Origin of the sequence: Sporosarcina sp. P26b (assembly GCF_002743245.1) — a bacterium.
In the GTDB taxonomy this organism is placed as follows: domain Bacteria; phylum Bacillota; class Bacilli; order Bacillales_A; family Planococcaceae; genus Sporosarcina; species Sporosarcina ureae_C.
Genome location: NZ_PDYW01000001.1, coordinates 288,934 through 312,711, shown reverse-complemented (window position 1 = coordinate 312,711; position 23,778 = coordinate 288,934). Strand labels below are relative to the sequence as shown.

Sequence of the window (23,778 nt, the reverse complement as noted above, 5' to 3'; positions counted from 1 at the left end):
CACCTCCTCTTAGTCATTCATGTTTTATGATTCAAATAATATCCGTTCTTCTTCTCGGCTATGTAATTCATTCACTACAATTAATCCGTTGAACTTTTGTAGAATTTCAGGTGTCACAGTTGGATCTTCTTCTCGCAACGCTTCTATATCTGCTACGAGTATTCGCATGAGATCATGATCTCGTGTGAGTTGAATAATATCTCGTTCGAGTTCAGGTTTTTCTTCCACCATTTGTTTGTAGAAACCTTCTTCTTCCGCATCTGCATGACTGATGACTCGTGTCTTCCAATAATCCAATAAATGATCGCAAGCTTGCTGAACCATTTCTGTTTCACCTTGTTCGAAGTACTCCAATAAATCATCTGTTTTCATGACGGCTCCCGAGAGTCCGCCTTCATGAATAGCCTTATGTGAATGAAGCTGTCTTAATGCGGGTCCTGACATAGTGACCACTCCTTATAGTTTTCTTAAGCATAACAGAATTCATGTTTTAGTGATAGTTTCCCCTAATGAAAAATGCCTCGCAGAAACTTTCTCCGCAAGACATTATTTATACTTTTGCTATACGAAAGCGACTGACCATCAACCAAGCTAGCACACACATATAAATCACAAAATAAGGTGCGATCAAATACGGTACGGCAAAATATCCCAATGTAAGCAATACTCCAGCTGCAGTAATGGGCAAGCCATAATAAGAACCGTCAAACTCTTCTACATTATAGCGAGCCAAACGAACAGCACCTGCTAAAATATAAAAAATTACAGCGGACAAGCCAATCCACATCGTATCGGACAATGCTGTAGAATATAGTAGAATAGCAGGAGCTACTCCAAAAGAGACTAGATCACTAAGTGAGTCAAGTTCCTTGCCGAAAGCTGATTCCGCTTGGTAGTGCCTAGCTACCATACCGTCAAACCGATCAAATAAAGCAGCAAAGAAAATAAACATTAAACTCATATGCGCATGACCCTGTAGCACAAGCAATATCGCTATAATCCCTAAACTCAAATTAAAAAGTGTAATGATATTCGCCAATTGGGATTTTAGTTTAGTATAATCAAAATATCTAAATGAAAACAAATTACAGCCTCCTCATTATATCTCTCTAGTATATGCTTTTAATGAAAGGAAGAAAAGATGAAAACACGTATTTTTAAATCATTTGTTGAATTAACCGGATCACCGATCGGTTCTGCTTTGCTAAAACAATTAACTACTTCACGAATTAGTAAACCGTTAATCAAGCCTTTTGCATCTTTTTATCATATTCAACTAGACGAAGCTAAATACTCAATAGAACAATATAAGAGTCTTAATGACTTTTTTACTCGCTCATTACAACCTGGTAAAAGACCGATTGACAACAATCCAAACAGTTTGATTTCACCAGTAGATGGTGTACTTAGCGATTCAGGAATGATAGACTCGCAACAGCAATTTATAGTAAAAGACAAAACATATAGTCTGACTTCACTGCTTGGTGACTCAAAAAAAGCTTCTCGCTATACACATGGCTATTATTATTTATTTTACCTTTCACCTAGACATTACCACCATTTCCACTACCCTGTTTCAGGAACGTTAGTGAACCGTTATGCATTAGGTTCTACTTCGTATCCTGTTAACGATTTAGGTATTCGTATGCGTAAAGATGTATTTTCTTCCAATCACAGGGTTATTTCTGAGCTTTCCACAGATTTTGGACAGGTGGCAATTGTTAAGGTTGGTGCATTAAATGTAAATAGTGTCCGCATTGCAAATTCTGAAACTACTTGTGAAAAAGGACAAGATTTTGGTCATTTTGCATTTGGTTCTACTGTTATTTTATTCATTGAACAGAGTAATATATTTACGCCCGAAGAAATGCCTTTTACAGAAGTCCAAGTTGGTGATAGGATCGGAGTGTGGCAATCTTAAGTAGATGAGGTTTTATCATGGAACATCTCCAAGAATATATAGTGCAGTATGGCTATCTTTCTATATTTTTCTTTTTGGCTCTTGGTATTTTCGGGTTGCCTATGCCGGATGAGTTGCTTGTAGCATTTGCCGGTTATTTAACTTCAGCAGGTACATTTCATTTTGTATTCACGATAATCTTTACAATATCCGGTGTAATGGTCGGAACATTGTTCACGTATATGATTGGTAGAAAAGTTGGTAAACCTTTAATTCGGCGTTTTGGAAATTACTTCTTCCTCACGCCTCGACGTATGCAAAAGATTGAGCGTTGGTTTATGACCTATGGCTCGTGGACGGTGACTTTCGGTTATTTTGTTCCGGGCATGCGCCATTTAATTTGTTATATTTCAGGCATGAGCGGCATGAGCATTCGACGATATGTGTTGTTCGCTATTCCAGGTGTTATTGTTTCCACTACGGTTTGCTTGTTGCTTGGCTACTTCATTCGTCTACCATTTTTCTAAACAATAGCGAATGAAAGCAGATGGCATAGTTGTTTAAACATGCCTTTTACCTTCTCGATAGTAAAATTTAAAAGGACGACACCATTTCTGCTTAAGAAATGGCGTCGTCCTTTTTATAAGTCGTTCTTAGTCTGAATTGTAATTCAAGAAATTCACATACCTTGATCCAATGCATATAGCTGTTGATATCTTTCATTCGTAGCTAATAATTCTTTATGTGTCCCATCCATGATGATTTCACCATGATCCATGAAAATAATACGGTCCATTTTTTCCATACCCATTAAGTGATGTGTAATCCATACGACCGTTTTATCTTTTAGAGAGTGATGAAGAGTTTCTACAAGAGAATGTTCAGTCACAGGATCTAACCCAACAGTCGGCTCATCCAAAACGACAACCGGCGTTTGTTTCAATAAAATTCTAGCCAGTGCAAACCGCTGACGCTCTCCACCTGAGAATCGTTGTCCTGTTTCCTCCATTTGGGTTTTCAAGCCCTCAGGAAGTGATTGCAAGTACTCATACAAACCAACTTGTTCAGCTACTCGTTGTACATCTTCAGTAGTTGCGAATGCATCGCCAAGTTTAATATTGTTTTGAACAGTTGTTGCGAAAAGATAAGGTTTTTGATTTAAGACGCTCATCACCTCATATATAGAGTCGCCATACAGCGATGCAGGTTTTTGATTGACATGTACGTGTCCGCTTGTTGGCTGAACTGTGCCTAATAAAAGCTGTATGAGAGTAGACTTACCTGCGCCACTTTTACCAAGTACAGCAACTTTTTCTCCAGGTTGAATCGTCAGTGAAATATGCTGAACCGCATTTTCTTTCTGACCTTCATACCGATAACTTACATTGTCGAGTTCAATAGTCGCTTCTTCTACATTACCAAGCTCCATTGCTTTTTGATCCACTGCAGTATTTTGCTGATGGATCGCATCAATCCTTTGCAAGGATGCTTCATAAGCAGGTAAACGTTCTATTGCAAACGATATGGGAATCAATCCTTCTAAAATCGGCAACGTAACCAATGTAAATGCAGCAATATACGTTGGCGCCAATGAACCTGCTGCGGCTTGCTGTCCTGCCCAAACTCCGACGACTAAGACTAGTAGCCCTGAGAAAATTTGCAATTGCATCGTCCGAGACTGTTGCCAATACGCCAGTTTTTTATCAATAGCGTGGCTTGCATGACTTTCCTCTTTAAATGACGCAAGGAATTGTTCTTTCCTGCCACTGATGATCCAGTCACGTAAACCAAAAATACCTTCTGTCATCGTATTATACAACTGACTGTGAAGTTTTTTCGATTGCAGCTGGTTTTTCTTCATCATATAAAGTGACAGCATAGGATACATAAACGTCACGATTGCTAGTAACACAGCCATAATAAGCGCAAACTTCCAGTCATAGATTGCCAGCACAATGACAGAGAAACTGAATAAAAATAAACCGATGACGGTCGGAAACAGCGTACGGATATAGACATCCTGTAAATGTTCAATATCATCCGCTAGTGCCCCAAGTAAATCACCCGTCTGAAAACGTGAACGGATGAATAATGCTTGCGGCTCTAGTACGTGATATAGCTGCACCCGCATATCCGCAATAATTTTCAATACAGCATTATGGCCAAGTAAACGCTCTACATATCGTAAGGCTGCACGCGAAATACCGAATGTCCGAACTGCCACGATCGGAATATAAACGAGTAGTATCGTTTCAGGCCTTTCCGATGTACGGGATATTAAATATCCTGACGTAAAGGTCAACATCGCAGCTGAGAGAATGGTCAGTGTTCCGAGCAGTATAGTCGATAGTATCGTTTTATTATATTTACGGGCATAGGGAAGTATATGTTGTTGGTACAAGTTCATACAGCATGCCCCCTTCCACGCGCTTCCAGTAAACGACAATAGGCTCCGTCTTGTTTCAATAATTGTTCGTGAGAGCCCGTTTCTACCACTTTACCGTTTTCAAGTACTACTATGGTATCCATTTCTTGCATCCAATGAATACGATGCGTAGCAAACACAACGAGTTTATCTTTTAGAAGCGGTAAAATCATTTGCTTTAATTCATGCTCTGTTTCAATATCTAAGTGTGCAGTCGGCTCATCGAATAATAAAATCTGACGACGTTGCAGTAACGAACGCGCTAAAGCAATCCGTTGTTCTTCCCCACCACTAAGCACGCGTCCACCCGCACCGATCCGTTCTTCGTAACCTAAAGGGAATGTCGCAATTAACTGATCCAAACCTACACGTTCTGCTGCATCCTGTACTTCCTGCAAAGAAGCGTCGGGTTCATAAAAGCGAATATTTCCAATGACAGTATCCGGAAATATCGTTGGATGTTGTGGAATGTAAGCAATTTGATTTTGCCAGTCTGCAACAGCGAGATGCGGTAATTCTTGTCCGTCAAGCCTAAAACTTCCGGCCGTCGGAAGTGTGAATCCAGATAGTACATCAATCAACGTTGACTTTCCTGCACCTGAATGACCGATGACACCTACTTTTGTAAATCCGTTTAATTCTAAATTCAAGTCTTCAAAAATGGTTTGTTCCCCCATTTTGACTTCGACCGTACGCAATTCAAGTCTTGATTTGTCATTCCAAGCTGCAATCGGTGAAGCAACTACTGGCTGAACCTTTGTTTCCTCTTCTAATATACTGTGGATTTGTAAGCTCGCGTCCTTACCATCAGCTGTCGCATGGAAGTCATTCCCCAACTCTCTAACAGGTGAGAAAAATTCCGGCGCTAAAATCAAAATAGCTAATGATGGTTCAAGAAGAATTTGTCCATTGATCAATCGCAGGCCAAGTTCAACCGCCACTACCGCTACGGAAAGACTTGCAAAGAAATCCAATGAAAATGAAGATAGAAACGCATAGCGCAATGAACGATTTGTCGCAATGCGGTATTTATTGCTTACAATCGCAATAGATTCTTCGTGTGCTCGGCTGCGTCCCAAGTATTTCAACGTCACAATACCCCGTAAAGAGTCAACGAAATGTCGAGATAATAAACGGTACGTATCCATCTGTTCATCAATTTTCTTCTTCGAAACCAATCCGATCAAAATTAAGAAAATGATGAGAATTGGCAAGACTATAATGAGCGTCACAGCTGACATAATATCTAGAGTAAAGACATATACCACAATAACAAACGGAACAACGGCCATCGCTAACGTCCGCGGTATAAGCAATTCTACATACTTTCTGAACTTCGGGACACCTTCTAAACCAAGCGTCACCAAATGTCCAGAACCATATTTCCCCACAACTTGAGGACCAAGATCAAAGATTTTCTTTACTAATTGTTGCTCATAATCCTTTGCTGTTAGATCGGCAAAGCGATATGAAATCCGTTCCTTCGACCATTGGATCACGTGACGTACACTGTTTGCTACGACAAAAATCACAAATGACCGAAGTGCTTCACTCCAATCTGCACCTTGGAACAATTGTGTAATCGCTTTTGCTAAATAAATCGCTTGAAAAACAATGGCAATAGACTGAACTACAGTAAGTAGTCCAATCAATGCCATCACTTGTTTACTTCCTTTGTATTGAAGCAAGTATTTATCCATTAGTATTCTAGATGCTCCTTATCACCTGTCAACCGTTTACGGAACACGTAATAACTCCAAATTGTATACGCCAAAACGATTGGCACCATAGTAAACGCTACGATCGTCATGATTTTCAGTGAATATTCTCCTGAAGCTGCTTCTGCAATCGACATATTAAATGCAGGATCCATTGAGCTGATCATCACATTCGGGAATAGCGCGATGAAAAAGTTAGCCATAACAATGATTAACACTAAACCAGTCATTGTAAAGCTCAGTCCTTCTCGTTTAGTTTTCAAGAAGAAGAACAGTAAACCGTACAATATAACCGCCAAACTATACAGAGGAATCAAAATAGCTCCATGATCTGTAAAGGCGTCTGTGTCCAAATATGTGAAGATGATGAACAATACGAGGAACACGCCTGTCAATGCATACACTTTACGTGCCGCTGTATTTGCTCGCTCTCGTAACTCGTCTACCGTTTTCAATCCAATGAACAGCAACCCGTGCAAATACGATAATAGAACAAACGTCACACCGCCAATAACTGTGTAGACATTTACGAAATCGGTAAAGCTCGCATACATGTTCATGTCTCCATCAATCGGTAATCCACGGATTAAACTCGTGAAGAACACCCCAAATAGGAATGGTGGTAAGATACTACCGATGAAAACAGCCCAGTCCCATGTTTTGACCCAAGCTTTTGAATCCACTTTATTGCGAAACTCAAAGGCAACGCCTCGTATGATAAAAGCCAATAACAGGACGACGAAAGGAAGATAAAACCCACTGAACGCTGTCGCATACCAGTGTGGGAAAGCTGCAAACATCGCGCCCCCTGCAGTAATCAGCCACACTTCATTCGCATCCCAAACAGGTCCGATTGTATTCATCACGACCCGCTTTTCCAAATCATTACGTGCTAAGAACTTCGTGCTCATTCCTACACCAAAGTCAAACCCTTCCAAAAAGATAAATCCTGTGAAGAGGACACCGATCAATATAAACCAGATATCACTTAATGGCATGTCCTGCACCCCCTGTTTCAAACGGATCAGTTGCCGATACATCCTCTTCCGGCTGCTCTTCTGGACCTCGTTGAATAAATTTCACAAATAATACGACCATGATGATACCTAGGATCGTATAAATAGTAGAGAAAGAAATGAGTGAAAACAGAATCTGCCCCGCTGAAACGTTTGGTGAAATACCATCAGCCGTTTTCATCAAACCGTTTACTACCCAAGGTTGTCGTCCCATTTCAGACATGATCCAACCAAATGAGTTACCTATGAACGGTAAGAATATCCCTACTATTAGAAGTCGCAAGAACCAAACAGATTCTACTATCTTCTTACGGAACAACAAGAATAGACCCATTGCACCTAACCCTAGTAGTGTTCCGCCCGTAACCACCATTATACGGAAGCTCCAAAATGTTGTTTTCACTGGTGGAAGATATTCGCCTTCTCCATGCTTATCAATCATTTGTTGTTCCAGTGCGTTCATACCTGAAACTTTCCCTTTAAATTCACTATATGTTAAATAGCTCAACATGTAGGGTATATCGATACGTTTCGTTGTCTCACGATTTTCCACGTCAATCTTGGCGAACAACGTCCAAGCAGCCGGGTCTCCACTATCTTCCCACAGCGCTTCCGCTGCAGCCATTTTCATTGGTTGAGCATGCATCAAATACTGTGCTTGTGCGTGACCAGTAAATGCTATTCCAAGACCTGATAACATACCGACTACTAGTGAAATCGTTAAAGACTTCTTAAAGAAATCTACTTTACGTTTTTTTATCAAGTACCATGCGCTGACACCAACTACGAAGAATGCACCGGTAGCAAAACTACCAAAAATCGTATGTGGGAACGCAACCCATAGTTTTTCATTTGTTAAGACAGCCACAACATCATTCATTTCCGCACGGCCATTTTGTAATACATAACCTGTTGGATTTTGCATGAACGAATTCGCAGCTAAAATCCAGAAGGCTGACATGACCGTACCGATCGATACTAACCAAATACACGCTAAGTGTAATTTCTTCGGAAGCTTATTCCAACCGAAGATCCAAATCCCAATAAATGTAGACTCTAAGAAGAATGCTAGTAACGCTTCTACTGCTAGTGGAGCTCCGAAGATATCTCCAACGAATCTCGAGTAGGCTGACCAGTTCATTCCGAATTGAAACTCTTGAATGATTCCCGTTACTACACCAATCGCAAAGTTTATAAGAAAGAAAACACTCCAGAATTTCGTCATTTTTAAGTAAATTTCATCTTTCTTCACTGCATACATCGTTTGCATGATCGCAATGATCAGTGCCAGGCCGATGGACAAAGGGACGAAAATGAAGTGAAACAATGTAGTAGATGCGAATTGGATTCTAGCTAATAAGACTTCTTCCAACATGTTGTTGATCTCCTTTCGATCTGTGTTTCTATTATCTAGAATAACGCAGAAGGAAAAAAAGTTCGTGAAGTATGTACGATATTCCTGTTACAAACCTGCGAACTTATGTCAAAACTGTCTATAAGTTATGGCAGCTTTGTAACAAGGTCCAAAAAGTGCCGGTTTGAATGGATTTCAGTGGATTTCCTCTCTAGATCTACCAGTAGCAGTTGTTTGAAAGCGAGAAGACAATTCACATTAGGCGAAAGTCTTCTGCCTGTAATGTCAATAAACAGTACCTCCCTCTTTCTTTAACCACGCTAATATATAAAAAAACTTGCTACCTATATAGTAGGAAGCAAGTTGTTAATTTAGATTTTATCTATTACTTTCATAATCTCATCATAATCAGGGTGTCCTTTATGCAGATGTATAATGAAGTTATCTATTCGTCTTACGGCTAATTTCTCTGTCTTACTACCAATATATACAGGAAGATTCCCTGTCTCGTCGACTATTTCCAAACGCTTGTCAGATGGATCTAATTTATAGAGATGTAATGGAAGTAAAGCATCGCCGTTAATATTCAATGTCATGCCACTTTCCGCCCTAAACATATCGATTGCTGCTTCTGCTGGTTCGCTTACTGTGAATCCTGCTACCTCGAGTTGACTAACCACTTCTTGAAATATCTTTTCATCTTCCACAGCAGGAACTATGATTTCCTCTTCTTCTGGAATCTCAGGAGTTAGTTCAGGTGTCTTTTCTTTTGGTGCTGCTTCTTCTTTGTCACTGCACGCCACTAACGCTACCGATAAACAGCTAAGTACAACGGCATACAAAATCCATTTCTTCATAAAGCTCATAGATTGATGTCCTTTCTATTAAAACAATTTCTATTATTATTATACATCATTCTACAATTATACTTAATTTAATTCGTATTTCTAGACAAATGGTTGGCAACAAATTATGATGAATATACAGTACATAATAACCTATACTTATTAATAACTATTACCAGTTGATAATTATTATAAATAAGGCTATCTTTTTTGATTTAGCTTTAGTATAATAGTATTCATAGATTATAAACCAACAACCGGGGAGGAATGTATTTTGAATAACAATGATAGTAATTCTCAAAAAAGAAAACTAACAACCGCTGCGGGTGCACCTGTAGTTGATAACCAAAACTCTATGTCAGCGGGTCCACGTGGCCCACTTTTATTACAAGATGTATGGTTGCTTGAGAAATTGGCGCATTTTGACCGTGAAGTAATTCCTGAACGTCGTATGCACGCAAAAGGCTCTGGAGCATATGGTACTTTCACTGTAACGCATGATATTACAAAATATACGAAAGCAAAGCTATTCTCAGAGATTGGTAAACAAACTGAGATGTTCGCACGCTTCTCCACTGTTGCGGGCGAACGTGGTGCAGCAGATGCAGAGCGCGATATCCGCGGATTTTCTTTGAAGTTCTATACTGAAGAAGGAAACTGGGACATGGTCGGAAACAATACACCTGTATTCTTCTTCCGTGATGCATTGCAATTCCCTGACTTGAATCACGCAGTAAAACGTGATCCACGTACAAACTTACGTAGCCCAACAAACAACTGGGATTTCTGGACTGGACTTCCTGAAGCATTACACCAAATTACTATTTTAATGAGCGACCGCGGTATTCCTCGTTCATTCCGTGAAATGCACGGTTTTGGTAGCCACACATTCAGCATGATCAATGCAAACAACGAACGCCACTGGGTGAAGTTCCACTTCCGTTCCCAGCAAGGTATTGAAAACATGACAGATGAAGAGGCTGCAGCAACAGTTGCAACAGATCGTGAGAGTTCACAACGCGATTTGCTAACTAACATCGACAATGGCAATTTTCCTAAATGGAAAATGTACATTCAAGTTATGACAGAAGAAGAAGCAATGAACATGCCATACAATCCATTTGACTTAACAAAAGTTTGGTATAAAAAAGACTTCCCTTTAATTGAAGTCGGTGAATTTGAATTGAACCGCAATCCTGAAAACTACTTTGCTGAAGTAGAGCAAGCAGCATTTACACCAGCAGCGGTCGTTCCAGGTATTGGATTCTCACCTGATAAGATGTTACAGGCTCGTCTATTCTCTTATGGCGATGCACAACGTTACCGTTTAGGTGTCAATCATCACCAGATTCCTGTTAACGCACCTAAATGTCCGTTCCACAGCTTCCACCGCGATGGTGCAATGCGCGTTGATGGCAATTTAGGCTCTACTACTCACTACGAGCCAAACAGCTACGGTGAGTGGCAAGAACAGCCGGACTTCAAAGAGCCGCCACTAAAAATTCATGGCGACGCAGACCACTGGGATTTCCGTGAAGATGATGATGATTACTTCACACAACCAGGAAAGTTGTTCAATTTATTGAACTTGGAGGAGCAGCAGCGTTTATTTGATAATACTGCGCGTAATATGGGTGATGCACCGAAAGAGATTAAAATCAAGCATATTCGCCACTGCTACTTGGCAGATCCGAAATACGGTGAAGGTGTAGCAAAAGCTTTGGATATTCCAATGGCTGATGTAGATATTGAAAACACGACAACGATTGTTGAAGAGTAAGTTTATATAAAAAAGAGATGTCCCGAAAGTTACAATGGGGCATCTCTTTTATTATGGGATCGAGTTTATAATCTAATGAAGAGTTAAGTTCAAGGGCGATTGCTTTAGAAGTTGAGAGCGAGTTTGTGAATGGTTCGGGATGGAAGCTCCAGTTGGGGGATGCTTTCCTATGGGCCCGCGGTGAGCCAACCAAGTCGCTGTGCTCCTTTTTGGTTGTCTCACCTGATCGGGCTGATCCATCAGGAGTCACCCCCAACTTCCGCTACCATCCTTCTTATTGTGTGGAGGTACTTAGATAACTCACTGAAGTTGGTAACTGAATTATGATTGTGTTTTTGATTTATTTAAATTCAAGACCAAAATTACAATACCTATTACAAGCTTAAATTTAATGCGTCACAAAGATTATCTTTTCTAACTTTGCAAGATATTGGAGTGGCAAGCGGCTCTGGGCGAATTAGTGGAACAGGTGAAACACCCGCCCTCCAGAACGCATCCGACTAGAGCGAGGGCCATAGCGAAGTACGGCTTTTGCGAGCATAAACGAAGCGTTGAGAGAACATCATTTACAATCCAAATTCCAACTACTATCTCTCTTCTCCTCTCCTCATAATTTCTTACATTAAAAAGAAGCTATCACTAGATGTCATAAAAGTAATGACTTCTTCGATAGCTTCTTTTCATTCTATGCTTTATCGCCTACACCATTTAAAATGTTAGCAATCAACAGCCCAAGTACGATGGCGATTACACTCATGACGAACGGTGTACCACTCTCAGGCATTCCTGGGAAAATTACGAAAATCGACCCTAGGATTAATCCTATGATGACAGCAAACATTCCCGTGTGGAAATGGGAAAGTAAATAACGTATGACTTTACTGCTAATGATAAATCCAAATACGATTCCGCATCCTGTTGCAATGATAATCGGTATATTAAAGTCTGATATTGCCGTAATGACCGTCGCATAAACGCCTAGCAACAGCAAAACGAATGATCCACTTACTCCTGGTAATAGCATTGCCATACTGCCTGCCCATCCTGAAAGGAATAAGATGATAGTACTCTTAACTGTTAGATGTGTAATAGTTATTGGAGCAATAGGATTCAAAAAAGCGGTAGAAGCCAATGCTGCGGCCACTAGTAGCATTAATATTATATGATGTAATTTAAAATTTTGTTTTAAGCCTGCTTGCTTTGAAACAAATGGAATGACACCAATAATTAATCCTAAAAAGAAGTACTGAGTAGGTTCGTGATAATGCTTCAGCAAATATGAGATGACCTTACTGAATAGAACGATCGTTGCGCCCATCCCGATACCAAGAGGTAGAAGAAATCCGATATGCTTCTTCCAGTCCTTACTAAAAAATCCACTAATCGAGATGAGTAACTGATCATAGATCCCTAATATGAATGCAATTGTTCCGCCACTAACTCCAGGAACCAAGTCACTGATTCCCATCAAAAAACCACGATATAAATTTCTCCATTCCATGCCTGTTGTTCCCCCAATGATTTCATTCTGTTTAGTATATCATGCTGTGCTGCACTATTTACAGTTCACAACTTTTTCTTTCTTTAGATATTACAACTGTTTGAACACTATATGAATATCCGTACCTAAATAGGACTATACAAAACAAAAGTTGTTCCATTGTTAAACTAAAACAATGAAACAACTTCACGATTAATAATCGTCCATTTCAGATACTGTCACGAATTTATAGCCTTGAGACTGTAGATTCTCGAGCACCGCGTCCAGTCCATCTGCTGTAGATTTATGAATATCATGCATTAAAATTATGCTTCCTGCACGGGTTGCTTCCGTAACATGTTCTAATAACAGCTCTGGATCATGATGCTCCCAGTCTAATGTATCCACGTTCCATAACACCACAGGTAATTTCGTGCTTTCTCGTACACGATCATCAATAGCCCCATATGGCGGTCTGAAAACAGTAGCCGTTTTTCCTGTAGCTGCTTTTATTATATCTGAGGTGCCTGTCACTTCACTTAAAAGTTCAGTATCCGTAACCCCGGTCAATGAAGGGTGATTCCATGAGTGATTACCTATCTCATGGCCAGCTTCTGCTACCTTCTTGGCAATTGCAGGGTATGAATGGACTCTATTGCCAAGCATAAAGAATGTAGCTTTCGCATTGTATTTATCAAGTGTTTTTAAAATTCTTTCTGTATATATAGGATCCGGTCCATCATCAAACGTCAACGCAATCGTCTTTTCTTTTTTGGTATCATCTGTTGCTACTTGGAACCTCTTCGCAATGAATGGATTCAATTTATTCAATGGAATCTCTACTGTTGCCGGTCCAGCTTGACGTTTAGTAAATTCACCAGTTCCAAAGTATAAAATTAAGGAATCATCGGTTAAAGCAAAGTTCTGATAGTTTACCCACATCGGCTCTGTTGGTTGCCACACGCTTTCGTCAATCACATCATCCTTAAGTAAAGGACTATGATGAATTTCGTCACGCACTACACTCGCCATACGCTTTAACTTTTCCAGGTTATGATCCACAATATCCTGAATCGCTAATTCGTTGCCAGTTTCAGGATTGATATGAAACGTATGCATTTCCACTTGACTATCCTTATCAGCAAAATATGTCACAGCCCGCATGACAAACGAATAGTTCCCCGAAAGATGCTGAAGCGTTTCAAAAGATACATCCAACTTTGACACTCGGTTATTCTTTTTTTGCTCTGTAGCATACGTTGTTTTTAATTCTTCTACATAATCTAGCACTTGTTGATTGAACCCATCATACTCGGTTTGTGGATAGTGAATGGTAAACGGATACTGTGCTCCATTAGCTGTCTCCACAAACTCTTTAATTCCTGGATAGGATGATGTAATGGACTCTACTGCTACTTCTTGTTTTGGCTCAGGTATAATCTCGTGCGTTGCTTGTTTAATAGGCCCTTGATCTTTATGGTTTTTCATTACATTCATTATTAATATAAAAGCAACAGATGTCATGACGACAATCGCTATGATAAATATCTTGTCAATCCATGGTGAACGTCGTTTTGTATTTGTGATTTTCATAAAAAACTCCTTTATAACACAGCGCCCTACATTTAAGAGCTAATTACAATTTATTTGTAATTGACCTACTATACCCTTTAAAACACAAAGCTATTCTACATTTTAATGATATATTCTTATGCAGCTAAAAGCTATAACTTTCCTGTTTTTCTATCTACTAGTATACAATAAATAATGGGTGATACAAGGTTGCGCCCATTCCCGCTAGTTACTTTATACTGAACAGTTATGTGAAATAACTTTAGAATCCTTTTCTCAAAAATAAAATTATGCTATACTATTCAAGGCTCGAATTTTGCAACTTCGGGTTCAAGGGATAATTATCCCTTTGTACACACCGATCTCGGCTGTTGTCTATTGCAAAGATTAAACAGAAGGCGGTAATTTATATGGAAGAGAAAGACTATCGGGTTTTATTGTTTTATAAGTATGTAACGATTGAGGAACCTGAAGAATTTGCGGCTTCACACTTGGCATTTTGCAAAGAAACTGGATTAAAGGGACGTATCCTAGTTGGATCAGAAGGAATCAATGGTACTTGCTCTGGAACAGTTGAACAGACGGATGCGTATATGGAGCATATGAAAGCCGATCCTCGATTCGCTGATGTATGGTTCAAGATCGATGAAACAGATCGCCATGCTTTCAAAAAAATGCATGTTCGCTATCGTCCAGAGATTGTAAACCTAAGCTTACCTGAAGACGTCAATCCATTGGAACTGACGGGCGAATATCTAGAACCTGAACAGTTTTTACAGCAAATGCAAGAAGAGAATACGGTTATATTAGATGCTCGTAATGATTATGAGTATGACCTAGGTCATTTCCGTGGTGCGATCCGCCCGGATATTGAGAACTTCCGTGATCTTCCTGAATGGGTAAATGAAAACAAAGAACAACTTGAAGGTAAGAAGATTCTTGCCTATTGTACGGGTGGAATTCGTTGTGAGAAGTTCACAGGCTGGTTAAAGCGTGAAGGATTTGAAGACGTTGCACATTTACATGGTGGAATTGTTTCTTACGGTAAAGATCCTGAAGCAAAAGGTCAGTTATGGGATGGCCAGTGCTACGTATTTGACGAGCGCATTGCCGTTCCGATTAACCAAGTAGAACATGTCATTGTAGGTCGTGACCACTTTGATGGAACTCCTTGCGAACGATACGTTAACTGTGCGAATCCCGAATGTAATGCGAAGATTCTATGTTCCGAAGAAAATGAACACCTTTATATGCGTAGCTGTTCAGACGATTGCCGCACACATCCTCGTAACCGTTATTTCGTTGAACACGATATGACAGTGGACGAATACGATGCACGTATAGCTAAAATCAAAGAATTACACGCAAGCGAAATGATTTCTTAATAGATGAATAGCCAGCTTCCTATAACAGGGAGCTGGCTTTTTGTTATCATATGTAATGTATGATTAAAGTACCGATATATTATTCACCCCATACTTAACCAAATTTTCCTGCTATGTAGTCTTTTGTTTCAGAAAATACGGGTTCGTTAAATATTTTTTCTGTCTGTCCATACTCTTTGACTTCTCCATTTAAGAAAAATGCTGTGAAGTCAGAAATTCTCGCGGCTTGTTGCATATTATGCGTTACAATGATGATTGTATACTGCGCTTTTAACGTTTGTATCAGCTCTTCCACTTTCGCAGTAGAGATAGGATCCAATGCAGATGTTGGTTCATCCATTAATAATATACTCGGTTTAGTTGCTAGTGTGCGTGCAATGGTTAACCGTTGCTGCTGTCCACCAGATAAACCAGTGGCAGATTGATGTAATTGATCTTTTACTTCATCCCATAGTGCGGCAGAGCGCAAATTCTCCTCGACGATATTATCGAGTACTGTTTTATTGTTTTCTCCGTGAATACGAGGTCCATAAGCGATGTTCTCATAAATCGAAAACGGAAAGACAGAAGCATGTTGAAACACCATTCCTACTTTCTTTCGAAGCTCTACCGGATCAATAGAAGTATCTGTTATATTTTCTTCACCAATCCAGATTGCTCCTTCCGTTCGCACTCCAGGAATCAAATCATTCATACGATTTATTGTTCGTAAAAAGGTGGATTTTCCACAGCCAGATGGTCCTATGAGTGCAGTGATTTTCTGCTCTTCGAACTTCAAATTTATATTCTTCAGTGCATGATAGCTGTCATAAAAGAATTGTAGACTTTCAGTTTGAATAACTGTTTGTCTTCTAGTTTCCGCTACCTTCATCACTAATCTCCCCTATCCTATACGTCCATTAATGTAGTGTGCGGTTTGTTCATGACGTGGATTATTGAAAATCTGTTCAGTGGAACCATGTTCAACTACACGCCCCATGTAAAAATAGGCTACTTCATCAGAAATACGCGCGGCCTGTTGCATATTATGTGTCACAATCACGATTGTATAGTCTTTTTTTAACTGTGAAATCAGTTCTTCTATTTTTGCTGTAGATACAGGATCAAGTGCAGATGCAGGTTCATCCAGTAATAATACGCTCGGCTGCATCGCAAGTGCTCTAGCGATACAAAGGCGTTGTTGTTGCCCACCAGAAAGGCGCATGGCTGAAGTATGTAATTGATCTTTCACTTCATCCCACAGTGCGGCTTTTTTCAGACTGTCTTCTACGATTCTTTGTAATTCTGCCTTATCCTTCACTCCATGTCGTATAGGTCCAGAGGCAACGTTTTTGAATATAGATTTGGCAAACGGTATAGGTCTTTGAAATACCATTCCAATCTGTTTGCGTATCTCATGTAAATTCACACGAGGTGAATGTAGTTCTATCCCCTCATAAAAGATTTCTCCTTCCGTACGACATTGGTCGATGTCATCATTCATTCGATTAATCGAACGCAGGAAAGTCGATTTACCACATCCCGATGGACCGATTAATGCCGTAACGGATTGTTTCGGGAAGGTTAGACTAACTTGATCCACAGCACGATGGTCACCATAATACACCGACAAATTAGTAGTTTGCAGCACGGAACTTTGTTGAAAATCGGGACTGTCTGCCAGTTTGGTTCTATTCGTTTTCATTGTAACAGGCTGTAATGCAACTGATTGCATATGGATCCTCCTTTTAGTTGGCACTCATCTTTTTAAACAGTACATTCCCAATAAAACGTGATGTGAAATTAAAGAATAAAATTGAAATAATTAATAATGCAGCTGCTCCGTCAGAAATAGCTGATGCGTCCGGCATAATACCTTCTCCGTTAATTTTCCAAATATGAACTGCCATTGTTTCGGCCGGTCTAAATGGATTTAAAGGGGATGTAGGTGACAGTGGATTCCAATTAGTGAAGTCTATAATCGGTGTACTCATTCCGGCTGTGTAAATTAGAGCAGCTGCCTCTCCGAATACTCTTCCGGATGCCAGTATGACACCTGTGACAATACCAGGAAGAGCTGCTGGAAGTATGATAGTCGTAATTGTTTCCCATTTTGAAAAACCGAGCGCCCACCCTGCTTCGCGCTGCGATTTAGGGACGTTACTGATTGATTGTTCAACCACTCGGACTAATAAGGGTAGATTGAACACGGATAGTGCAAAGGCGCCCGATATAATTGAAAAACCCCAACCCATATACAAAACGAAAAACAAAAATCCGAACAGTCCTACTACAATCGACGGCAAAGAAGAAAGCACTTCGATGAGTACACGAATACAACGAATGAACCAATTGTCTTTTGCATATTCCGCTAAATAAATTCCAGCCCCAATCGCAATGGGGATCGAAATAATCAGTGTCAACACGAGTAAATAAAATGAATTAAACAGTTGAGGGCCAACTCCGCCACCCTCTTTAAAAATCTGTGGAGGAGACGTGATAAATTGCCAGCTGAGTTGCGGAATTCCTTTTACAAAGACAAATCCAAGCAATCCTGCCAAGACCGTAATGATCATTCCAACAATTACATATAATCCAACTGTAGCGAGTTGATCTTTACTTTTTGCTGACATTAGCTACTTTTCCCCTTTCCAATCATTCGAACTGTAATCGTGAAGAATAGGGACATCACCAAAAGTATGAGTGCAAGTGACCAAAGCGCATTATTTTCTACTTGGCCCATCACGGTATAACCCATGCCCATTGTTAAAATACTAGTAATCGTCGAAGCTGGCTCAAATAATGAATGTGGAATGACAGAAGCATTCCCGATGACCATCTGTACAGCTAGTGCTTCGCCAAATGCGCGTGCCATTCCGAATATAATAGCCATCATCAAGCCAGGTTTCGCTGTTTTTAATACGACTTTACAAATCATTTGCCACCTGGTGGAGCCTAGCGCCAAAGAGGCTTCACGCAATGAACGGGGAACCGCTTGAATAGCATCTAGCGCTAAACTTGTGACAGTTGGTAAAATCATAATAGATAGTACAATCGTACCTGCTGCAATACCGAATCCACTGCCGGGAAACAGATTACGCAGAAATGGTACAACTGCAGTTAAACCAATAAATCCATACACAACTGAAGGAATTCCTACTAGCAACTCAATAACCGGTTGCATGATTCTCTTTCCAGTTTTTGGTGCGATCTCGCTCATGAAAATTGCGGCACCGATTGCAAGTGGTGCTGCAATCAACGCAGATATTCCTGTAACGGCTATCGAACCTAATAAAAAGGGTAAGGCGCCAATAAAAGGCTTACCCAGGGAATTTACTTCCGCTGGGTTCCAAGTAGTACCTGTAAAGAAATCTTTAATACTGCCATCATTTATAATGAAAGTAGATAGGCCTTTCGAAAACACTAAAAATAGAATGGCTGCGGTAATCGCTGCTGTCAAAGCAACTGAAAGGAATGTCATCCACTTACCAATACGCTCCATACGCATTTTACTGCTTTTTCTATACAGTGGATGTTCCATTTCTTTAATCATTTTTGCCATCCTATACACTCCTCCCGAAATTAGTGAAGTTTATAGATACTATCACTTTTTCGTAACAGTTCCTTCTGCATCTCGTTCGACTTGCATACCTGTTACCGGTAGGTAGTCCATTTCGGGAAGTAATGTTTCTTGAATCTCATCTGAGAGTATATAGTCGATCAATTCCTTGGATAGTCCCGTTGCTTCACCGTTTGTATACATATGCTGGTAAGCCCAGATTTTCCATTCATTCGACTCGACATTTTCACGATTTGGTGTAACTCCATTGACTTTTAAAGCTGTAGTTGTTTGATCGAAGTATGAAAATGCTAAGTAGCTGATTGCTCCTGGTGTTTCACTGACAATTTTACGCACTGTGCCTGAAGAATCTTGTTCTTGTGCATCGATCGGCTGTTTTCCATCTAGAGCAAACGCTTCAAAAGTAGCTCGCGTACCAGATCCTTTTGCACGATTGATAACAATAATTTCTTGATCATTTCCGCCAAGCTCTTTCCAGTTTGTGATGTCTCCAGTAAAGACTGCAATCAAATCTTCAGATGAAATATCGGTTACACCTGTCTCTGGGTGACTCACTGGTGCCATTCCGACAACAGCTACCTTATGGTCAACTAAGTTACTTGCGTCCACGCCTTCTTTTTCTTCAGCGAATATATCAGAGTTTCCGATATCTACTGCATCTTCGCTGATTTTACTTAAGCCAGTTCCACTTCCGCCGCCTTGAACGTTAATGATCGAACCTGGATTTTTTATCGTATACTGCTGTGCTGTTGCTTCCACTAAAGGTTGTAGTGCACTCGAACCTACTGCCGTGATCGACTCAGTTGTTTGCTTCGTTTCTTGTTTGGATTCTTCTTTTTCACCTTCATCTGCTTTCATACTGCTACAAGCTGCGATCACCCATGTACAAAGTAAAACAAACACCAATACAGTAATTCGATTACGCTTTCTCATCAATGTGCCCCCTAGGAATTTTTGTTTTAGTAGTAGCTCGCTTTCTACTGCTTCTTAACTATAATCAAGGAGTATTGAGGAGTGATGGATGAAACGTAAAGGTTGTGTAAAGACTCTGTATAGAAAATATAGTACGTTAGAGAGAGGGATGAAAAGTATGTAAATGCCAATGCAAATAAAAACTGAAGGTCAAATCCATTTGGGATTCACCTTCAGCTTCAATATGTATATACATAATTTATTTTATTACTTCCTCAAATTTATAACCAAAGCCCCTAACAGTCTTGATGTAGACGGGACGTTTTGTATCAGGTTCAATCTTTTCACGCAGATGACTGATATGGACATCTACAATACGGGAATCACCTGTGTAGTCGTAATTCCATATCGCATTCAGCAGCTGTTCACGGTGTAATACTTTACCTGAATGCCGCATTAAGTATAGCAGTAGTTCAAATTCTTTTGGTGTCAGCTCTAAAAGATTCCCATCCAAAAAAGCTTCAATTCGATCTGGATGGATTAGTAAACTACCATTACGTAGCTCTGTTGTCGGCTCGATTACTTGAATAGAATCCTGTAGTTCTATTCTGCGCAAAATAGCTTTCACACGAGCGAGTACCTCTCGTGGACTGAATGGTTTTGTTAAGTAATCATCTGCTCCCAATTCTAATCCAAGAACTTTATCAAATTCCTCACTTTTCGCTGTTAACATTAAAATCGGTGTATGAATCTTTTCTTGACGGAGCTTTTTACATACATCCATACCATCCATTCCGGGTAGCATAATATCAAGAAGTAGTACATCCGGTTTTTCCGAAAGTGTCATAGAGATTGCGGTATTTCCATCTCGGGCTACGTACACTTTGTATCCTGCATGTTCCAAATTATATTGCAAAAGAGTAGCTATTGACTGTTCATCTTCTACAACCAAAACCTTTTTCATTTGGTTAGCTCCTTTACGGCTAAATCATTAATATTTCTGAATGTCTACGTCTTTACTGTACGATGATGCCAAGTAAATGTCTACCAAAATTCTATTTTGTTAGGTTTGTATTCTAACAATCCATTCAAAGTTATTAAGTTTAAGCTGTTCTAACAACTATGAATGACATTTTCATTTCAGTGCAATTAATTGACTTCCCTACTTCGTCCTAGTAATCTTATCATTAAGCTTACTTTTAGTTAGTTGTTGAAATTAATTACACATAAAACTGGAGGAATTACTATGACTCAATACACACAAAAAGAAATTCATTTAGCTAACCGTCCTAAAGGATTACCTACTATGGAAACATTCAATTTCGTAGAAAAATCAATTCCTGAACTGAAAGAAAACGAAGTACTTGTACGTACGCTATACGTTTCTGTCGATCCATACATGCGAGGAAGAATGATAGATGCAAAATCTTACATTCCCCCATTTAAACTAGACGAAGTGATTGCAGGCGGAGTCGTCGGAGAAGTGACTGAATCTAATTCAGAAGCATTTGCACCGGGAGATTTTGTTGTAGGAAACCTTAACTGGGCAGAGTACTCAGCTGCAGCCGCGAAAGATCTACGTAAAATCGATCCGAGTGTTGCGCCGATCACTACTCATTTAGGTATTCTTGGAATGACGGGTCTAACTGCATACTTTGGTTTACTCGATATCGGTAAACCACAAGAAGGTGAAACTGTTGTGGTATCAGGTGCTGCCGGAGCGGTTGGTTCAGTAGTGGGTCAAATTGCGAAAATGAAAGGCGCCAAAGTGATCGGGATTGCTGGCTCTCAGGAAAAGATCGATTACCTGAAAAATGAACTTGGTTTTGATGAAGCCGTCAATTACAAACTAGATAGCTTCAAAGATGACTTAACTCAAGCCGCGTCAGACGGAGTGGATGTTTATTTCGATAACGTCGGCGGTGAAGTTACCGACGCGGTGTTCACTTTATTGAACAAACATGCACGTATTGCTCTATGTGGCGCTATTTCTTCATATAACAAAGAAGGTCAAGATGTGGGACCACGACCACAGTCGACGATGATTAAAACAAGTGCGTTGATGAAAGGTTTCACAGTAGGAGATTACGCAAAAGACTTCCCTACTGCATCAGCTGACTTAGGGAAATGGTTATCGGAAGGTAAGTTGAAATACGAAGAAACCATTGTGGAAGGTTTTGAAAATATTCCAGATGCATTTCTTGGTTTATTCGAAGGGACTAATTTAGGGAAGCAACTAGTTAAAGTAGCAGATCCCAAAACTGCAAAGTAATATTTGATTAACAATAAAAATAGGCTGTTCCAAGGAGTCATAACTTCTTGGAACAGCCTTTTGCATTTCATAATCTCTTGGTGTAGCTCACTACATATAAAAAACACCTTGTACGGAGAAAACTTTCCGTACAAGGTGTTTGCTCGTCTATTAACCAAATACACTTGTACTGTGCAATGGTTGTACTTTCGCTTTAGGATCCAAGAACGCTTTCGCGTGGCTTATGGCAACCGGCGCTTCACCCATACCTACCGCAATTAATTTTACTTTGCCGTCGTATGTAGTTACATCACCTGCAGCATAAATACCTTCAATATTCGTTTCCATGCGAGAGTTTACTTTAATGGAATTACGCTCCATATCTAATCCCCAGTCCTTTAATGGTCCTAGAGAAGAAATATTACCGTAATTGACTACGACATGATCGAATTCAAGTTCTTTTACACTGCCGTCTTTTTCTTTCAGAATTACTTTGTCCATTTTATCTCCGTCACCTTGTAACTCACTTACAGCATGTGAAGTTAACACGTTGACACTAGAATTGTGCAATTGATTGACACTTGTTTCATGTGCAGTGAAACGTTCTCTTCGGTGAACAAGTGTTACTTGGCTTGCGATATCTTCAAGCATTAATGCCCAGTCAAGCGCAGAGTCTCCTCCACCACAAACACAGATATTCTGGTCTTTAAACAAAGACAAGTCTTTGATACCGTAGTGCAATGTTTTACCTTCAAAAATAGGTTCTTCTTTCAATCCAATTTTACGCGGTTGAAAAGCACCTATACCTGCCGTCAATAAAATAGTACGTGTTAAATGTTGTCCTTTGTCTGTCGTCAGAACAAAATGATCGTCTTTCTTCTCGATAGACAATGCAGCCTCACCTAAACAAATTTCAGGTTTTGCATAGTGTGCTTGTGTAACGAGATTAGACACTAAGTCTTTCGCCAAAATTTTAGGGAACCCACCAACGTCATAAATGTACTTATCAGGATATAGTTCGATCAATTGGCCGCCAAGTTGTGGCAAACTATCAATGATTTTAACAGACATCTCACGCATACCTGCGTAGAATGATGAAAATAATCCAGTGGGTCCGCCACCGATAATCGTAATATCCACTATTTCTTGATTCATCTAAAACACTCCTATATTTAATTCTTTAATGAGAAGCTATTGGGGTGCACCATTTATATTTCTCTAGTACATTATCCTCTATTTTAAAAAGAATAACATCTATTTTGTATTAGACTGCTGGGAAAATTTCTGCACAATATTGCTCTGCTGCGGCTTGTTCTTCTTCGTCCCATTCTACATCAAATGGACTTTCCGTTGCCAATTCATAAAAATGGTACGTTAACATCTTTCGCTGGCCATCTTTCACAGAATATAGCATACGTAAGCCGGTACCTTCTTCATTGAACAGTTCATCTTCTTCATCGAACTTAACTGTCAAAAGAAATTCGTAGCGCTGACCATCGATTATACCTGTTGGATCGACCAATTCTTCCACTTTACCATTTACTATTTGCATTAAATTTCTCCTTCTTCCCGCTCACTAAG

Annotated in this window: 22 protein-coding genes; 5 read left to right on the top strand and 17 right to left on the bottom strand. The window is 39.8% G+C overall.

The window, feature by feature from the left end:
• Window positions 1-24 precede the first annotated feature (24 nt).
• Together CSV69_RS01525 and pssA are read right to left on the bottom strand one after the other, a co-directional pair.
• Window positions 25-444: a hemerythrin domain-containing protein gene (locus CSV69_RS01525; protein ID WP_085426502.1), complete on the bottom strand. Its 420-nt coding sequence runs from the start codon at window positions 442-444 to the stop codon at window positions 25-27.
• Between the two features lie 106 nt (window positions 445-550).
• Entirely contained in the window at window positions 551-1,084 is a 534-nt protein-coding gene (gene pssA / locus CSV69_RS01520; protein WP_085426503.1) for a CDP-diacylglycerol--serine O-phosphatidyltransferase, read from the bottom strand.
• A gap of 57 nt (window positions 1,085-1,141) precedes the next feature.
• On the opposite strand from pssA, the gene asd reads away from it, so the two are divergent.
• Complete coding sequence (asd, locus tag CSV69_RS01515) at window positions 1,142-1,921, top strand: archaetidylserine decarboxylase (protein WP_099692579.1); 780 nt, start codon at window positions 1,142-1,144, stop codon at window positions 1,919-1,921.
• A gap of 17 nt (window positions 1,922-1,938) precedes the next feature.
• Window positions 1,939-2,427 (top strand): DedA family protein, encoded by a 489-nt coding sequence (locus CSV69_RS01510; RefSeq protein ID WP_099624653.1) that lies wholly within the window; start codon window positions 1,939-1,941, stop codon window positions 2,425-2,427.
• Between the two features lie 152 nt (window positions 2,428-2,579).
• On the opposite strand, the gene cydC is transcribed toward CSV69_RS01510, so the two are convergent.
• From cydC to CSV69_RS01485, 5 genes are all read right to left on the bottom strand, one after another.
• Complete coding sequence (gene cydC / locus CSV69_RS01505; RefSeq protein ID WP_099692578.1) at window positions 2,580-4,307, bottom strand: thiol reductant ABC exporter subunit CydC; 1,728 nt, start codon at window positions 4,305-4,307, stop codon at window positions 2,580-2,582.
• Complete coding sequence (cydD, locus tag CSV69_RS01500) at window positions 4,304-6,025, bottom strand: thiol reductant ABC exporter subunit CydD (protein WP_099692577.1); 1,722 nt, start codon at window positions 6,023-6,025, stop codon at window positions 4,304-4,306. The genes cydC and cydD overlap by 4 nt, the downstream gene beginning before the upstream one ends.
• Window positions 6,025-7,041 carry a cytochrome d ubiquinol oxidase subunit II gene (gene cydB / locus CSV69_RS01495; RefSeq protein WP_085426507.1) on the bottom strand — a complete coding sequence of 339 codons (1,017 nt, stop codon included), beginning with the start codon at window positions 7,039-7,041 and terminating at the stop codon, window positions 6,025-6,027. Before cydB ends, cydD begins: the two co-directional genes overlap by 1 nt.
• A complete protein-coding gene (locus CSV69_RS01490) occupies window positions 7,028-8,431 on the bottom strand; it encodes a cytochrome ubiquinol oxidase subunit I (RefSeq protein ID WP_099692629.1) in 1,404 nt (467 codons plus the stop codon). The genes cydB and CSV69_RS01490 overlap by 14 nt, the downstream gene beginning before the upstream one ends.
• Window positions 8,432-8,784: 353 nt before the next feature.
• Window positions 8,785-9,270 (bottom strand): hypothetical protein, encoded by a 486-nt coding sequence (locus CSV69_RS01485; RefSeq protein ID WP_143560788.1) that lies wholly within the window; start codon window positions 9,268-9,270, stop codon window positions 8,785-8,787.
• Window positions 9,271-9,613: 343 nt separating this feature from the next.
• Between CSV69_RS01485 and CSV69_RS01480 the strand changes: the two genes are divergently transcribed.
• A complete protein-coding gene (locus CSV69_RS01480; protein ID WP_232319618.1) occupies window positions 9,614-11,038 on the top strand; it encodes a catalase in 1,425 nt (474 codons plus the stop codon).
• A 685-nt stretch (window positions 11,039-11,723) separates the two neighbouring features.
• On the opposite strand, the gene CSV69_RS01475 is transcribed toward CSV69_RS01480, so the two are convergent.
• Window positions 11,724-12,539 carry a DUF368 domain-containing protein gene (locus CSV69_RS01475; RefSeq protein WP_085426510.1) on the bottom strand — a complete coding sequence of 272 codons (816 nt, stop codon included), beginning with the start codon at window positions 12,537-12,539 and terminating at the stop codon, window positions 11,724-11,726.
• A 192-nt stretch (window positions 12,540-12,731) separates the two neighbouring features.
• A complete protein-coding gene (locus tag CSV69_RS01470; RefSeq protein ID WP_085426511.1) occupies window positions 12,732-14,111 on the bottom strand; it encodes a polysaccharide deacetylase family protein in 1,380 nt (459 codons plus the stop codon).
• A 389-nt stretch (window positions 14,112-14,500) separates the two neighbouring features.
• Here CSV69_RS01470 and trhO point away from each other — a divergent pair, with 389 nt between their 5' ends.
• Window positions 14,501-15,475, top strand: coding sequence for an oxygen-dependent tRNA uridine(34) hydroxylase TrhO (trhO, locus tag CSV69_RS01465; RefSeq protein WP_099692576.1), 975 nt, complete (start codon window positions 14,501-14,503; stop codon window positions 15,473-15,475).
• A 94-nt stretch (window positions 15,476-15,569) separates the two neighbouring features.
• Here trhO and pstB (CSV69_RS01460) read toward each other — a convergent pair whose 3' ends face one another.
• The 6 genes from pstB (CSV69_RS01460) to CSV69_RS01435 form a co-directional block, all read right to left on the bottom strand.
• Window positions 15,570-16,346 carry a phosphate ABC transporter ATP-binding protein PstB gene (pstB, locus tag CSV69_RS01460; protein ID WP_099692575.1) on the bottom strand — a complete coding sequence of 259 codons (777 nt, stop codon included), beginning with the start codon at window positions 16,344-16,346 and terminating at the stop codon, window positions 15,570-15,572.
• A gap of 12 nt (window positions 16,347-16,358) precedes the next feature.
• On the bottom strand, window positions 16,359-17,159 hold the full coding sequence (pstB, locus tag CSV69_RS01455) for a phosphate ABC transporter ATP-binding protein PstB (RefSeq protein ID WP_099692628.1): 801 nt from the start codon (window positions 17,157-17,159) through the stop codon (window positions 16,359-16,361).
• 43 nt (window positions 17,160-17,202) lie between these two features.
• On the bottom strand, window positions 17,203-18,087 hold the full coding sequence (gene pstA, locus CSV69_RS01450) for a phosphate ABC transporter permease PstA (protein WP_099692574.1): 885 nt from the start codon (window positions 18,085-18,087) through the stop codon (window positions 17,203-17,205).
• Window positions 18,087-19,016 carry a phosphate ABC transporter permease subunit PstC gene (pstC, locus tag CSV69_RS01445; protein WP_199170380.1) on the bottom strand — a complete coding sequence of 310 codons (930 nt, stop codon included), beginning with the start codon at window positions 19,014-19,016 and terminating at the stop codon, window positions 18,087-18,089. Before pstC ends, pstA begins: the two co-directional genes overlap by 1 nt.
• Window positions 19,017-19,058: 42 nt before the next feature.
• Entirely contained in the window at window positions 19,059-19,967 is a 909-nt protein-coding gene (locus CSV69_RS01440) for a phosphate ABC transporter substrate-binding protein PstS family protein (RefSeq protein WP_099692573.1), read from the bottom strand.
• 238 nt (window positions 19,968-20,205) lie between these two features.
• Entirely contained in the window at window positions 20,206-20,910 is a 705-nt protein-coding gene (locus tag CSV69_RS01435) for a response regulator transcription factor (RefSeq protein ID WP_099692572.1), read from the bottom strand.
• Window positions 20,911-21,192: 282 nt separating this feature from the next.
• Between CSV69_RS01435 and CSV69_RS01430 the strand changes: the two genes are divergently transcribed.
• The gene (locus tag CSV69_RS01430) at window positions 21,193-22,218 is read left to right on the top strand and encodes an NADP-dependent oxidoreductase (protein WP_099692571.1); all 1,026 of its coding nucleotides are present in this window, start codon (window positions 21,193-21,195) and stop codon (window positions 22,216-22,218) included.
• Window positions 22,219-22,368: 150 nt separating this feature from the next.
• Here the strand turns inward: CSV69_RS01430 and CSV69_RS01425 are convergent, their stop codons facing one another.
• Both CSV69_RS01425 and CSV69_RS01420 read right to left on the bottom strand, forming a co-directional pair.
• Entirely contained in the window at window positions 22,369-23,352 is a 984-nt protein-coding gene (locus CSV69_RS01425; RefSeq protein WP_085426519.1) for an NAD(P)/FAD-dependent oxidoreductase, read from the bottom strand.
• Between the two features lie 109 nt (window positions 23,353-23,461).
• Complete coding sequence (locus CSV69_RS01420; protein WP_085426520.1) at window positions 23,462-23,749, bottom strand: DUF6509 family protein; 288 nt, start codon at window positions 23,747-23,749, stop codon at window positions 23,462-23,464.
• Window positions 23,750-23,778 lie beyond the last annotated feature (29 nt).